Raw genomic sequence first — 14,226 nt, 5'->3', positions numbered from 1 at the left:
TCGACTTCTCGCCGTCGCAGCGGTCGACTTACCCTCGTCTCAATCCTCAGCGTCGAGTCGCGTCATCGTCCGGCTGATCCGTCGGTTGGCCGTCGCCTCTCGCACTGGGAAACGAACCCGCGCTCGATCGAGCCGGGGCAGCATCGCACCCCAGAAGAGAGAATCCGACATGAAGCGGTTCAGAACCATCGCCGCGGTGGCAGCGGTCGCAGCGGTCTTCGCCACCACCGCCTGCTCCAGCAACAGCGCGGCCGACAACGCGGCCCCCTCCGGGAAGGTCGAGCTCACGTTCTGGTCCTGGGTCCCCGGCATCGACAAGGCCGTCGACCTCTGGAACCAGGAGAACCCCGACATCCAGGTCAAGCTCGACATCACCCCGGCCGGCAGCTCGGGCACCTACGCGAAGATGCACTCCGCACTGAAGGCCGGCAAGGGAGCGCCTGACGTCGCCCAAGTCGAGTACCAGGAGCTCCCGGGCTTCGTCCTGGAGAATGGTCTCGTCGACCTCAAGCCGCTGGGGATGGGCGACAAGGGCTCCAAGTTCGTCGATTGGCAGCTGAGCCAGACCACCTTCGGAGACTCCATCTACGCTGTCCCACAAGCCTCCGGTCCGATGGGCCTCTTCTATCGCTCCGACATCTTCGACTCGCTCGGCATCACCCCACCGAAGACCTGGGACGAGTACGCGGCCGACGCCAAGAAAATCCACGACGCCAACCCGAACCAGTACATCAACACCTTCCCGCCCGGCAACTCGGCCTGGTTCACCGCGCTCGCCTGGCAGGCCGGCGCACGCTGGTTCGGGCTCGACGGCGACACCTGGACCGTGAACATCGACTCCCCGCAGACCATCAAGGTGGCGGAGTACTGGGACAAGCTCCGCGAGCAGGGCCTCATCAAGACCGAGCCCGACTTCGCCAACGGCTGGTACAGCGACCTGCAGAACGGCAACATCGCCGCCTGGCCGTCGGCGCAATGGGGCGACGCGATCCTCTCCGGCAACGCTCCGGCGACCAGCGGCAAGTGGCGTGTCGCCCCCATGCCGCAGTGGGGCGACGGCGACTTCGCTTCCGCAAACTGGGGCGGATCGGCCACCGCCGTCCTCAAGGGAACCAAGAACGCGCAAGCCGCGGAGAAGTTCGCGTACTGGCTGAACACCGACCCCAAGAGCATCGACCTGCTGATCGCCGGCGGCTACGGCTGGCCGGCGGCCAAGGGCGCGCTCGACGGCTCCGCCCTGGATAAGCCCAACCCGTTCCTGGGCGGGCAGAACGCCAACAAGGAGGTCTTCGAGCAAGCCGACAAGTCGATCGACAACAAGTGGGGATGGATCCCCACGACAGCCGCTACCTACACCCACCTCAACGACGGGTTCCAGGCCGCCATCGAGGGCAACGGCAGCTTCGTAGATGCGGTCGAAGCCGCACAGAAGCAGACACTGGCCGACCTGAAGGCCAAGGGCCTCAAGGCCCGCGCCGGGTCCTGACCGAAGCCGGGGCGGGCCCCGCGCCCGCCCCGGTCGCCGGCCCGGTCACCGCAGCACGAGAGGAACACACATCATGAGGTCGTCATTGGGCCGCCGCCGACTCGCCGTCATCGGATTCCTGGCACCGTTCATGGTGCTCTTCGCGACGATGCTCGTCGTCCCCATCGGCTACGCCATCTACCAGAGCATGGTCGGTGTGCAGCGCTCTGGCCCGTTCGGCCAGGGCGGGTCGTCGGAGGTCTTCGTCGGCTTCCAGAACTACATCGCAGCGCTCAGCAAGCCCGAATTCGTCCAGAGCCTCGGCACCGTGCTCCTGTTCGCGGTCGTGCAGGTGCCGCTGATGATCATCCTCGCGACGGCGCTCGCCCTCATGCTCGACGCCGCCTCCGCGTGGGGTGTGCCGTTCTTCCGCTCCTCCTACTTCCTTCCCTACGGCGTCCCAGGCGTCATCGCCTCCATCCTCTGGGGCTTCCTCTATACGCCCGGCCTCAGCCCGATCATCGCCCTCGGGAACGCGATGGGCCTGCACCTCGACTTCCTCGGCGCCGGCACGATCCTGTGGTCCATCGCCAACATCGTCACCTGGCAGTACGCGGGCTACAACATGCTCGTCGTGGTGGCCCAGCTGAAGTCGATCGACGCCGACCTGTTCGAGGCCGCGTCGATCGACGGCGCAAACGCCTGGCAGGTGGTGACACGCATCAAGCTGCCGCTCATCCGGCCCGCGCTCGTCCTCACCACTGTGTTCACCATCATCGGCACGATCCAGCTGTTCGCCGAACCTCTGGTGCTCAAGCCCCTTTCCAGTGCCATCACGTCGAGCTTCACGCCGAACCTCTCGGCGTACAACGAGGCGTTCACAAACAACAACTACAGCCTCGCCGCAGCCGAGTCGGTGCTCCTGGCCCTCGTGGCCTGCGCCTTCTCCTTCGGCTTCCTGAAACTCGTCAACGGTCGAAAGGAACGCGCATGACCGTCCTCCGCGAGAACCCCGTCGTACGCCCGCTCCCGGGCGCCGAGACCGCTCCGGAGGACGGGCGACGCCGTCGACCCCGCCGGGCGCTGAAGTGGCGCATCCTCGTCACCTTCGGCCTCGCCGTCGCCGCGGTCTACTTCCTGTTCCCGGTGTACTGGCTCATCATCGCGTCGACGAAGTCCACCGCGGCCCTGTTCGGATCCTCGGGGATGCTGCTCGACAATCCGCAGTTCATCCAGAACATGGTCAACGTCGTCACCTACGACGGCGGCATCTTCGGCCGCTGGGCCCTGAACAGCCTGCTCTACGCGGGCGTCGGTTCGGTCGTCGCGACCGTGTTCTCGATCATGGCCGGTTACTGCCTGGCGAAGTTCCCGTTCCGCGGGCGGGAGTTCCTCTTCAACGTGATCCTGGCCGGCGTGATGATCCCGGGCACGGCGCTTGCCCTGCCGCTGTTCCTGCTGATGAGCCAGCTCGGCCTGGTCAACACCTATTGGTCGGTGCTCCTACCCTCACTCGTCAGCCCGTTCGGCGTCTACCTCGGCCGCATCTACGCGACGGCAGCGGTGCCGGATAGCCTGCTCGAGGCCAGTCGTCTGGACGGCGCCGGAGAGGCCCGGATCTTCTTCGGCCTCGTGTTGCGGTTGATGGCCCCGGCAGCGGTCACCGTGCTCCTCTTCCAGTTCATCGGCATCTGGAACAACTTCTTCCTTCCCCTGGTCATGCTCTCGGACCCCAAGCTGTACCCGGTCACGCTCGGCCTCGTCTCGTGGCAGAGCGTCTCCGACCGGCACCCGGAGCTCTACCAGCTCGCCGTCGGCGGCGCCCTGCTGTCGGTGATCCCGATCATGATCGCGATCATCAGCCTGCAGCGCTTCTGGCGTGCCGGGCTGACCGAAGGAAGCGTCAAGGGCTGAGACGTCCGACCCCCGTTCCGACAAGGAGATCGATGAATTCCCTCGCACCAACCCCGGCCCACCTCCCCGAGAAGCTGACCATCAGCCTGTGGGACTTCACCTGGTACACACAGACCGCACCCGGCGAGCCGTTCGACGACCTCGACCGCGCCTTCGCGGAAGCCGTCGACCGTGGCTACAACACCGTCCGCATCTGCGCTGCACCGCTCCTTCTCTTCGGCGAGCACGACATCGACACCACCGCCCTCGAGTTCGTGAACATGGGAGGTGACACCGGGCAGAGAACCCGCTGGTACGACGCAGGGGGCGGCGCCACTATCGACGGCCGTCAGCACCTGCTCGAACTGTTCCGCGCCGCCGAGCGGCACGACTGCTTCATCATCGTTTCCTCCTGGGAGTACCAGCAGAGCCCCGCCTTCCTGGCGACTTCTGCCTGGCACGACATGCTCCGCGCCATCGAACCGGACCGACGGCATCGCGCACTCGCCGAAGCCCAGTCCCGCCTCGTCGACTTCGTCGCCGAGGCCGGGCTGCGCGACCGGATCGCATACGTCGAGCTGCACAACGAGGTCGACCTCTCCCGGCTCGATCAGGTCGTCCCTGACGGCGTCGACACGTTCTGGGGCCAGCGGCCCTATCTCGAGGCTGCTCTCACCCTCCTGCAGGAGAAGCATCCCGACCTGCTGTCCACCGTCTGCTACGGCATCCCGCCGTACCTCGACCTCGACTCCGTGCCGCCGAACGCGCAGGTCGCGCACGCCCACGTCTACGTCTACGGCGTGCTCGGCGCGCTCGAGGCATGGTCGAAGCTCCGCGAGCCCGCCCCCGTGTTCCCCACCGCCGAACTCATCTCCCTCCTACGCGACGATGCTCCGCCGTTCCACGAGTGGACCACCACGATCGAACCGTGGCGGCTGGAGGCCACCGGTATCAGCACCAGTATGTTCTACGCCTACGACTGGGTGGACCCGATCAAGTGGGACGCGTGGCTCTACCGCCACTACGCCGAGTGGCATCACGCGATGAGGGATGCGGTCGAATCCCGGCTGAAGGCCATTGCCATCTGGGCCGGACACCACGGTGTACCCGCAGCGGCCGGCGAGGGCTGGATCGGCTACACACCGCTGCAGGCCGACTTTGAGGACGGCCCGATCGGCCAGGAGTTCGCCGCACACGCCGTCGACGTATGCCGCGAACTCGGCTACTGGGGGACGCTCCCCGGCTCCAACTCGGCCCCGCACCATCCGGGATGGGGCAACGTCGCGTTCCAGCGGAAGGTCAATGAGAGGTTCCGCCTCGCGGAGTAGTGGAATCGCCATATCGTCTAGGGCGGGAGCTTAGGCTTCCGCCCTAGAAACGTTTTGGCCCTCACATGATAAGCGTTTCATCCAGGTACGCCAGCGGTTCTTGCCTTCCGGGGCATGGTCTCGCTCCGTACGCTCAACCCATGACCCACAGCGACACCCCGTCACGCATCGAGCTCCCCGCCCAGCCCGAGCACCTCGCCGACCGCCCGGTCGCCGCCTGGCGCGAGGCCGTGACCATCGACTCCTACCTTCCCGAGGAGCCGGACCGGTTCCCCGCGTTCCTGGAGACGCGGGTGTACCAGGGGTCGTCGGGTCGTGTCTTCCCGCTACCGTTCCACGAGCGGATCAGCCAGAGCAAGGTCCCGCACCGCTGGGACGCCGTCCACCTGGAGAACCGGTGGATGCGCCTCCTGATCCTGCCCGAGCTGGGCGGACGCATCCACGTGGCCTACGACAAGGTCGGGGAGTACGACATCTTCTACCGCAACAATGTCATCAAGCCGGCTCTGGTCGGCCTTGCCGGGCCCTGGATCTCCGGCGGCGTCGAGTTCAACTGGCCCCAGCACCATCGCCCCGCCACCTTCCTCCCGACCGACGTCACCATCGAGGAGGAAGAGGACGGATCCGTCACCGTCTGGTGCTCCGATCACGACCCATTCGCCCGGATGAAGGGCATGCACGGCATCCGGTTGCGTCCGGACAGCTCGCGCATCGAGGCCCGGGTCCGGCTCTACAACCGCAGCGAGACGACCCAGACCTTCCTCTGGTGGGCCAACGTCGCGGCCGCGGTCAACGACGACTACCAGTCCTTCTTCCCGAGGGACGTCCACCATGTGGCCGACCATGCCAAGCGCGCCGTCGTGTCCTTTCCCGAAGCGACGACCCCGTACTACGGCGTGGATTACCAGGACCGGGTGACCGCCGACGACCCGGCCGCGGCCCGCCTCGACTGGTACCGCAACATCCCGGTGCCCACGTCGTACATGGTCATGGAGACAGGCGACGAGTTCTTCGGCGGCTACGACCACGGTCGGGAGGTCGGCTTCGTCCACTGGGCCGACCGGTCGATCTCACCGGGCAAGAAGCAGTGGACGTGGGGCAACGCCCCCTTCGGCTGGGCCTGGGACGCGAATCTCACCGACGGCGACGGCCCCTACGTCGAGCTCATGGCCGGTGTGTACACCGACAACCAGCCGGACTTCGCCTACCTCGCGCCCGGCGAGACCAAGACCTTCAGTCAGTACTGGTACCCCATCCGCCGCATCGGACCGGCCGCACAAGCGAGCGCCGAACTCGCGGCGAGCCTCAGAGTCGGCGAGGACATCGTCGTCGGGCTGCATGCCTCCGAGACGATCATCGGCGCCGAGGTCATGGTGCGGACCGTCACGGGCGAACTGGTGCACCGGGCTGCTCTCGACCTGACGCCGGATGCTCCGCGCACCATCGAACTCGGGAACGACCGCCAGCACTCCGAGACCGACCTCGTCGTGACAGTCTCCTCCCGGGGAGGTGAGCGGACCATCCTGACCATCGAGCCGGCACGCGGACGTGCGACGACCCCGCCCTCCGCGGTCGAACCTCCGCAGCCGCCGGACGTCGCGACCGTGGACGAGCTCGTGCAGATCGCGACCTACCTGGACCAGTACCGGCACGCGACCCGTTCGTCGGTTCCGTACTGGAACGAAGTCCTCGTCCGCGACCCCGGCGAGTCCCGTGCGACGGCGGCGCTCGGAGGTCAGGCGTATCGCGACGGCCGCTACATCGACGCGGTCGAATTGCTCCGGTCATCGGTGGAACGCCGTACCACGTGGGCGCCGACGCCGCGTCACGGCGACGCCCACTACCTGCTCGGGCTGGCATTGCTCCGGCTCGACCGACGGGATGACGCTCGAGACGCCTTCGCCCGAGCATCGTGGGACGCCGCCTACGCGGTGGCGGCAGAGTTCGCGCTCGCCCGCGAAGCCGCCCGGGACCACGACGATCGGCGGGCCACCGACCTTCTGCGCCACGTCCTGGCCGCCGACCCGAACCACCTGCAGGCCCGCGACCTCCTGAGCCTGCTGCTCCGCCGCTCCGAGCGGCGCGCCGAAGCGGACGCCGTGCTCGCCGAGACGCTCCGACTCGACCCGCTGGACGCTTGGGCCCTGCACCTCTCCGGACGCGTCGCCTCCGCAGATGCGACGACTTTGCTGGATGTCGCGCTCGAGTATGCTGCGGCCGGCTTCCACACCGAGGCGCTCACGGCCCTCGACGAGGCCGAAAGCGCGCTCAGCACCCGGCCGATCGGTCAGGTGAACATCGGGCCGCTTATCGCATACCACCGTGCGGCACTCCTCGACCGAGACGGAGATCGCGAAGGGGCAGTGACCGCCCTCCGGGACGCGTCCGCCACGGACAGCACGAATACGCTGCCGTCGCGGCTGGACGACATCGACGCGCTGAACCGAGCGCGGGAGCTCGCTCCGGAGGATCCGCTCGCTTCGGCCCTGGTCGGACACTGGTTCTACGACCGCCGCCGCTACGACGACGCGGTCGCCGCGTGGTCCGTCGCTTTGGCGAATCGGCCGGACCCCGCACTCGCATCGATCCTGGAACGAAACCTCGGCATCGCCGCCTACAACATCCACCAAGACTCGGCACGGGCCACGGAACATTACGAGCGGGCGCTGTCGTCCGCTCCGGAGGACGCCAAGCTCTGGTTCGAATCCGACCAGCTCGCGGCACGCACCGGAGTCCCGGCTCGCGCGCGCCTGGAACGTCTCAGCGCACATCCCGATGCGGTGGCCCAGCGCGACGACCTCACCGTGACGTTCGCTCGCCTGCTCGTCGAGATCGGGCGCGCCGGCGAAGCGCGCGACCTCCTCGCCGCGCGTCGCTTCCAGCCGTGGGAGGGCGGCGAAGGTCAGGTGCTGGACGCCTGGGACCGCGCGAGCTTCGCCCTCGCGGACGAGGCCCTCTCGGCCGGCGCTCCCACCCGGGCCATAGCGCACCTCGAGGACACGCTGCGGCCTCCGCAGAGCCTCGGGGAGGCCCGGCACCTGCTCGCGAACGTCTCCGAGCACCATCTCCGTCTCGGCGATTCCTGGGCGGCCGCCGGCGACCCGGAGCGGGCCGCAGAGCACTGGCGGCGCGCCGCACGGTCGGTCTCCGACTTCACGCGGATGGCAGCGACCCCGTTCAGCCCGCAAACGATCTTTGCCATCGTCGCCCTGCGACGACTGGGCCTGAGCGATGACGCCGATGCGCTGACGGACGCGCTCACGAGCTGGGTCGAGGAGTATGCGCAACGCCCCGCTGCCATCGACTACTTCGCGACGAGTCTGCCCACGATGCTGCTCTTCGTCGACGACCCGTCCGTCGAGCGCGACCGCGAGGTGGCCGAGATCCGCGACCAGCTCAGCGCGCTCCGGGCCGGCGGGTACGACGCCATGATCAGCCCTTATCGTGGCGACGATAACTCGATGGCGACACTCCGTGGATCCGCCTGAACTGGCGGGCGAAATAGAACGAGTCGTCGTACCCGACGTTCTCCGCGATCTGCGCGATCGGGCGGTCCGTCGTGTCCAGCAGCTCCCGCGCCTTCGCCATCCGGAGCTGCGTCTGGTACTGTAGAACGGCCACCCCGGTGTGCTTCCGGAACAGCGCGGCGAAATGCGAGGTGCTCAACCCCGCCATCGCGGCCAGGTCGGCGACGCTCACCCGTGCCTGCGCGTTATCCCGCAGATAGGAGGCGGCGCGCGCGACCGCATGCTCGGCGCCCTCCCCCGGCCCCCGGTCGCCCGCCAGTGTCGTCAACAGGTACCAGGCCGCACCACCAGCGGCCAGAAGGCTGGTGTTCGTGGTGTCCCGCTCCATCCACTGGATCACCTGGGACGCGAGCGACACGACCGCGTACATGTCAGACACCGAGCGCACCGGGACACCGTCCGTCATTCCGTACGCCGGGAGGACGTCCGCGAGGTTCTCGCCGTCGATGTGCAGCCACCACAGCGTCCACGGGTCGTCCTCCTGGGCGCCGTAGGAGTGCGGCTTGTTCGGCGGCAAGATCACCGCCTGGCCGGGAAGGACCTCGAAGGTCCCCGCATCCGTCGCACACCACCCGCGGCCCTTGACACAGATCAGGATGACGGTCTGCGGGATGGGCGTGCGTCGCTCGCGCCCATGGTGATGAGCCTCCGGGAAGTAACCACAGTCCGTCACCAGAACGCTCCGCGTCCCCGGCCGGGACAGGGCCTCGCGCACCAGGGGCCGTGGGAGGACGAGCATCCGCTGCCCCGGGAAACCGTCCCGCACAGCATCCTCGTTGACGATCGTGGTCATCGGCGCAATCTCCAGGTGGGAATCGGTTGACGCGACAAGCGTATTCCCTCCACCAAGGAAGCCAGCACGGCCACGTCAGCGCTTTGTCCAGACATCCCATTGAATCCGTCAGGGCGCACCCGCCATCCACTCCATAGCCTCGACGCAGCCGTGTCGAAGGAGACCACCATGCCGACCCACGATCCCCACCCCCGCAGTCATTCCCTCTCCCGCCGCAACTTCCTGGCCGGGGCCGCGGCCGGTGCCGCCGTCGTCGCGCTTCCGGCCTGGCCGGCCGTCGCGGCCGGAACCGCGGGAGCAGGCGGCGCCGTGCTCGAGGACCATCCCGCCACCGAGCCGTCCGGAACCCACGTGCGCTCGATCTCCGGCGTCAACACCCTGTTCGCGTACGGCGCCGTCGTCCCGAGCTTCGACGGCTGGCGCACCGCCGAGCCGAAGCGCGACTACCTGCGTCTCGACGGAACATGGCGCTTCGCCTTCGACCCGGACGGGACCGGGCTCTCCCGCGGTTGGCACAGCCCCGACTTCGACGACCGCTCCTGGCAGTCCCAGGCCGTGCCCAGCGCGTGGGACCTGTACGGAACACCGGGCTTCGGCTCGCTCGACGGCACCGATTTCGGCACCGGCACCGCGTTCCAGGACGGATACGCCTGGTACCGGAAGACGGTGGTGCTGACCGGGACCTGGCGCACCCGGCACATCCGGCTGAACTCTCTCGGCGCCGGTTACAGTGCCGAGATCTGGTTCGACGGCACCCTGCTCGGCAAGCACGAGGGAGCATCGCAGGCGTTCTCCATGCCGCTACCCGAGTCCCGGCGCGCCGACGGGAGGCACACCATCGCCGTCCGAGTCTTCCGCCGCGCCTCATACCTCGACTACGCCAACGGCAACACTCCCGTGACCGACGACCGCGAGGTGCCCTACAAGCCAGTCGACTACTGGCCCTACGGCGGTCTCTACCGCTCGCTCTGGCTGGAGGGAGTGGCACGCACGTCGATCAGCAAGATCCTCGTCGCGTCCGCCGGCGACCGGCTCACCGCGCGCATCGTCCTCGAGAACAACTCTGACTCCGCCTTCACCGGCGAGGTCTCCTTCGACCCCGGCGCCGGCGCCGGGCGCGTCAAGAACAAACCGGTCTCCATCCCCCCGCGGTCGGCCTCCGTCGTCGGCTTCACGATCGACATGCGCGGGGTCGCACGCTGGACACCTCAGCATCCGGCGCTGCTCTCCGCCCGCGCCACACTGTCCGCGGGAGGGAAGGCGAAAGACGTCTACGACTCGCTCTCCACCCGCTACGGGCTGCGCGACATCGCGGTCACCGGCGAGCAACTCCAACTGGATGGCGGCCAGCTCTTCCTCAAGGGCCTCAACTGGCACGAAGAGACGGCGCACAGCGGCCGGGCGTTGACCGTCCCCGAGTACGACCGCGAACTTGCGCAGGTCCTCACGCTCGGTGCCAACTTCATCCGCAACTCCGTGTACAACCGTCACCCTTACGTGTACGAGTGGGCGGACTCCCATGGTGTGCTGGTCATGGACGACCTGGACACGATGTGGCTCAACACGGCCCAGGAGAAGCTGCAGACCGAGCAGTACGGACTGTCGAAGGCCATGGCGCTCACGATGGCGTGGAACCAGCACAATCACCCCTCGGTGATCCTGTGGTGCCTGCAGAACGAATCCGAGATCGACGGGGGCGGGGCACCGGTCTACCGCGCATGGCTGACGCAGTTGAAAGAGGCCGTCAAGACCGTCGACCTCTCGCAGCGTCCTGTGACCTGGGCCTCCTCCACCACCAACGACCCCGCCTTCGACATCGCGGACGTCATCGGCTTCAACGAGTACTTCGGCTACTTCTACGGCGCCAGCTCGGACCTGGGCCCCGCAATCGATGCCGTGCACGCCGCGCATCCCGGCAAGCCGCTGCTCATCACCGAGAACGGCGCCTGGGCGATCGCCGGAACCCACGGCCTGGCGACCGAGCAGGGGACCGAGGAGTGGCAGGCCCAGTACCTCGCCGACCACTGGGCGCAGGTCGTGGCCCGCCGCAGTTACGTCTCCGGGTACACGGCCTGGGTGCTCAAGGATTACAAGGAACGCGCAGGCTACAACCAGGCATACAACGGGATCTCCGTGATGGGCCTCGTCACCTTCGACTCACTCACCCCCAAGCTCGCCTACGACACGTTCCGAGGACTCTCCGCATGACCTCGCCCTCCTACCTGGCCGACCGCGCACCCGGTCGCGGAGCCCGGCTCGCTCCGCGCTCGTGGCTGCACTCCGACCGTCCCGTCCTGCCGCTGAACGGCGGCTGGCGCTTCCGGCTCTCCCCCACGGCCGACCTGGAGGACGACATCGCGGAGCCGGCGTTCGACGACTCCACCTGGGACACGCTGCCGGTGCCCGCGCACTGGGTCCTCCACGGCGACGGTCGGTACGGGCGGCCGATCTACACGAACGTGCAGTACCCGTTTCCGGTCGACCCGCCGCATGTGCCGGATGAGAACCCCACAGGGGACTACCGGCGCACCTTCGAATTTCCCGACGACTGGCCGACCGACGCCCGGGTAGCACTGCGTTTCGACGGCGTCGAATCGCTGTACCGCGTGTGGCTGAATGGCGTCGAGGTTGGGGTCGCTACGGGGTCCCGCCTCGCGCAGGAGTTCGATGTCACCGGCATCGTGCATCCCGGCCGGAACGTCGTGGTCGTGCGGGTCCACCAGTGGTCGCCCGGCAGCTACCTGGAGGACCAGGACCAGTGGTGGCTGCCCGGCATCTTCCGCGATGTCACCCTCGTCGCAACGCCCGCTGGCGGCCTCGACGATCTGTGGTTGCGCACCGGGTGGAGGGACGGCTCCGCCTGGATCGACCCCGAGCTCACGGCACGCGAGTCGGCGTTCCCGGTGACCCTCCGCGTTCCCGAGCTCGGCCTCGAGACGGTGTGGCACAGCGCCGCCGACGTCGGCCGGGTCGATGTCGGCGCCGCCGATCCGTGGTCGGCAGAGAGCCCGCGCCTCTACGACGCGACCGTCAACGCGCGCGACGAGGAGGTCCGGGTGCGACTGGGGTTCCGTACGGTCGAGATCGTCGGTGACCGCTTCCTCGTGAACGGCCGCCGCGTAGTCTTCCACGGCATGAACCGTCACGAGACCCACCCGGAGCGTGGCCGTGTCTTCGAGGAGGAGCACGCCAGAGAAGACCTTGCCCAGATGAAGCGGTACAACGTGAACGCCATCCGCACCAGCCACTACCCGCCACACCCTCGCCTGCTCGACCTCGCCGACGAACTGGGCTTCTGGGTGATCCTCGAATGCGACCTGGAAACCCACGGCTTCGAGAAGAGCGAATGGCGCGACAACCCCAGCGACGACCCACGCTGGCGGGATGCCTACCTCGACCGCATCCGCCGCACCGTGGAGCGGGATAAGAACCACCCGAGCATCATCATGTGGTCCCTCGGCAACGAGTCCGGTACGGGCGCCAACCTCGCGGCCATGTCGGCCTGGGTGCACAGCCGCGATCCTGGGCGGCCCGTGCATTACGAAGGCGACTACACCGGCGATTACACCGACGTGTACTCGCGCATGTACTCATCGGTTCCCGAAACCGAACAGATCGGCACCGACGGCTCCCTCGCCCCGCTTCTCGGATGCACGCCCGCCCAGGGCGCCCGGCAGCGGACAAAGCCCTTCCTCCTCTGCGAGTACGCGCACGCGATGGGCAACGGGCCGGGAGCCCTGGACCAGTACGAGACGCTGGTCCGTGAGCATCCCCGCCTGCACGGCGGGTTCGTCTGGGAGTGGCGAGACCACGGCATCCTCACGACGACGCCCGACGGCATCCCCTTCTATGCGTACGGAGGCGACTTCGGCGAGGTGGTGCACGACGGGAATTTCGTGATGGATGGGATGGTGCTCTCAAATGACGTGCCGACCCCCGGGCTGCACGAGTTCGCGGCGGTGGTGCAGCCGCTCGCATTCCGGTTCGGCGACGGCTCGGTCACCATCTCGAACCTCCGCCACAGCACCGACACCGCCGATCTTGCGTTCCGTTGGCGGGTAGAGCACGACGGGAACCCGGCTGCCGACGGAGAGCTCGAAGTCGCGCCCATCGCGCCGGGCGAGACCGCGACGGTCACCCTCTCCGCAGCGGAGAAAGGAGCCGGCGAGACCTGGCTCACCGTCGACGCCGTGCTGGCCGCACCAACCGCCTGGGCGCCGGCCGGCCATGTAGTCGCGACCGCGCAGCAGGACCTCACCCCCTCGTGCCTCCCGCCGACAGCCGCAGCTCCCGTCGGCCGATGGCGAGAATCCGGCGGCACGACCGCCCTCGGCCCCGCGGTCTTTGAGCGCGGCTCACTAGTCTCCCTCCACGGCTGTGCCGTACGAGGTCCGCGTCTCGAGCTGTTTCGCGCGCCAACCGACAACGACGAGGGCGCCTCCTCTGCCGACCCTCTGACCAGCGATGGCAGCATCCCCGGAATCTCCAGCGCGGCCCTCTGGCGCCAGCAGGGGATCGACCGTCTCACCCACCGGGTGCTCAGCGTCCAGAACGGCGTGACCGCCGCAGGGGCCGACGCTCTGCGCACGGTCACCCGGGTGGCTGCGGCGGACGAGCGTGCCTTCGTCCTCGTAGACACCGTTTGGACGGTGGTCGGGGACCAGGTGGAGCTGCGAGTCGAAATCGAGCCGTCGCAGGGCTGGCCGACTGTGTGGCCGCGCATCGGCATCCGATTCGACCTCCCGGACGGCTCCGACCCGGTCACCCTGGTCGAATGGTTCGGCACCGGCCCCAACGAGTCCTACGCCGACAGCAGGCGCGCAGCCCGCGTTGGACGCTTCACGGCATCCCTCGAGGACCTGAACGTCCCCTATGCCCGCCCACAGGAGACCGGCCACCGCCTCGCTGTCCGCACGCTCTCCTTCGGAGGTCTTGCCCTCACGGCGGTCGCGGACATACGCGGGCGACGGCCAGGGTTCTCGCTGAGCCGGCACACGCCCCAGCAGCTCGCCGCCGCCGGGCACCCACACGAACTGCCCACATCATCGACGACATACCTGTTGGTGGATGCGGCGCAGCACGGCCTCGGCTCACGCGCGTGCGGCCCCGACGTCTGGCCAGCGTATGCGCTGCGGCCGGAGGCACGGACAGTTACCCTGCGCTTCGATCGGAGGGATGGCTAGAGAGACCGCCTACGCGATAGCCCACGGTGTCGGTCAC

At 68.1% G+C, this 14,226-nt stretch carries 8 protein-coding genes; 7 read left to right on the top strand and 1 reads right to left on the bottom strand.

The window, feature by feature from the left end; all coding sequences use genetic code 11:
- Window positions 1-169 precede the first annotated feature (169 nt).
- The 5 genes from HNO83_RS07390 to HNO83_RS07370 all read left to right on the top strand — a co-directional run bounded on the left by HNO83_RS07390 (window position 170) and on the right by HNO83_RS07370 (window position 8,174).
- The gene (locus HNO83_RS07390) at window positions 170-1,486 is read left to right on the top strand and encodes an ABC transporter substrate-binding protein (RefSeq protein WP_175336878.1); all 1,317 of its coding nucleotides are present in this window, start codon (window positions 170-172) and stop codon (window positions 1,484-1,486) included.
- A gap of 73 nt (window positions 1,487-1,559) precedes the next feature.
- On the top strand, window positions 1,560-2,459 hold the full coding sequence (locus HNO83_RS07385) for a carbohydrate ABC transporter permease (protein ID WP_175336877.1): 900 nt from the start codon (window positions 1,560-1,562) through the stop codon (window positions 2,457-2,459).
- On the top strand, window positions 2,456-3,379 hold the full coding sequence (locus tag HNO83_RS07380; RefSeq protein ID WP_175336876.1) for a carbohydrate ABC transporter permease: 924 nt from the start codon (window positions 2,456-2,458) through the stop codon (window positions 3,377-3,379). The genes HNO83_RS07385 and HNO83_RS07380 overlap by 4 nt, the downstream gene beginning before the upstream one ends.
- Before the next feature lie 32 nt (window positions 3,380-3,411).
- Window positions 3,412-4,686 (top strand): cellulase-like family protein, encoded by a 1,275-nt coding sequence (locus HNO83_RS07375; RefSeq protein ID WP_175336875.1) that lies wholly within the window; start codon window positions 3,412-3,414, stop codon window positions 4,684-4,686.
- Between the two features lie 140 nt (window positions 4,687-4,826).
- On the top strand, window positions 4,827-8,174 hold the full coding sequence (locus HNO83_RS07370) for a DUF5107 domain-containing protein (protein ID WP_175336874.1): 3,348 nt from the start codon (window positions 4,827-4,829) through the stop codon (window positions 8,172-8,174).
- On the opposite strand, the gene HNO83_RS07365 is transcribed toward HNO83_RS07370, so the two are convergent.
- Window positions 8,119-9,006: an AraC family transcriptional regulator gene (locus HNO83_RS07365; protein ID WP_175336873.1), complete on the bottom strand. Its 888-nt coding sequence runs from the start codon at window positions 9,004-9,006 to the stop codon at window positions 8,119-8,121. The two genes, HNO83_RS07370 and HNO83_RS07365, sit on opposite strands and share 56 nt — an antisense overlap.
- Window positions 9,007-9,174: 168 nt before the next feature.
- Between HNO83_RS07365 and HNO83_RS07360 the strand changes: the two genes are divergently transcribed.
- Window positions 9,175-11,214 carry a glycoside hydrolase family 2 protein gene (locus tag HNO83_RS07360; RefSeq protein WP_175336872.1) on the top strand — a complete coding sequence of 680 codons (2,040 nt, stop codon included), beginning with the start codon at window positions 9,175-9,177 and terminating at the stop codon, window positions 11,212-11,214.
- Window positions 11,211-14,189, top strand: coding sequence for a glycoside hydrolase family 2 TIM barrel-domain containing protein (locus HNO83_RS07355; protein ID WP_175336871.1), 2,979 nt, complete (start codon window positions 11,211-11,213; stop codon window positions 14,187-14,189). The genes HNO83_RS07360 and HNO83_RS07355 overlap by 4 nt, the downstream gene beginning before the upstream one ends.
- Window positions 14,190-14,226: the final 37 nt, after the last annotated feature.

Origin of the sequence: Leifsonia sp. C5G2, assembly GCF_013359685.1 — a bacterium.
In the GTDB taxonomy this organism is placed as follows: Bacteria; Actinomycetota; Actinomycetes; order Actinomycetales; family Microbacteriaceae; genus Leifsonia.
This window is presented reverse-complemented; position numbering and strand designations above follow the sequence as displayed.

Bases quoted from the DNA above. Each gene is read 5' to 3' on its own strand.
- HNO83_RS07370 (WP_175336874.1), top strand. From the start codon at position 4,827: ATGACCCACAGCGACACCCCGTCACGCATCGAGCTCCCCGCCCAGCCC.
- HNO83_RS07375 (WP_175336875.1), top strand. From the start codon at position 3,412: ATGAATTCCCTCGCACCAACCCCGGCCCACCTCCCCGAGAAGCTGACC.
- HNO83_RS07385 (WP_175336877.1), top strand. From the start codon at position 1,560: ATGAGGTCGTCATTGGGCCGCCGCCGACTCGCCGTCATCGGATTCCTG.
- HNO83_RS07355 (WP_175336871.1), top strand. From the start codon at position 11,211: ATGACCTCGCCCTCCTACCTGGCCGACCGCGCACCCGGTCGCGGAGCC.
- HNO83_RS07380 (WP_175336876.1), top strand. From the start codon at position 2,456: ATGACCGTCCTCCGCGAGAACCCCGTCGTACGCCCGCTCCCGGGCGCC.
- HNO83_RS07390 (WP_175336878.1), top strand. From the start codon at position 170: ATGAAGCGGTTCAGAACCATCGCCGCGGTGGCAGCGGTCGCAGCGGTC.
- HNO83_RS07360 (WP_175336872.1), top strand. From the start codon at position 9,175: ATGCCGACCCACGATCCCCACCCCCGCAGTCATTCCCTCTCCCGCCGC.
- HNO83_RS07365 (WP_175336873.1), bottom strand. From the start codon at position 9,006: ATGACCACGATCGTCAACGAGGATGCTGTGCGGGACGGTTTCCCGGGG.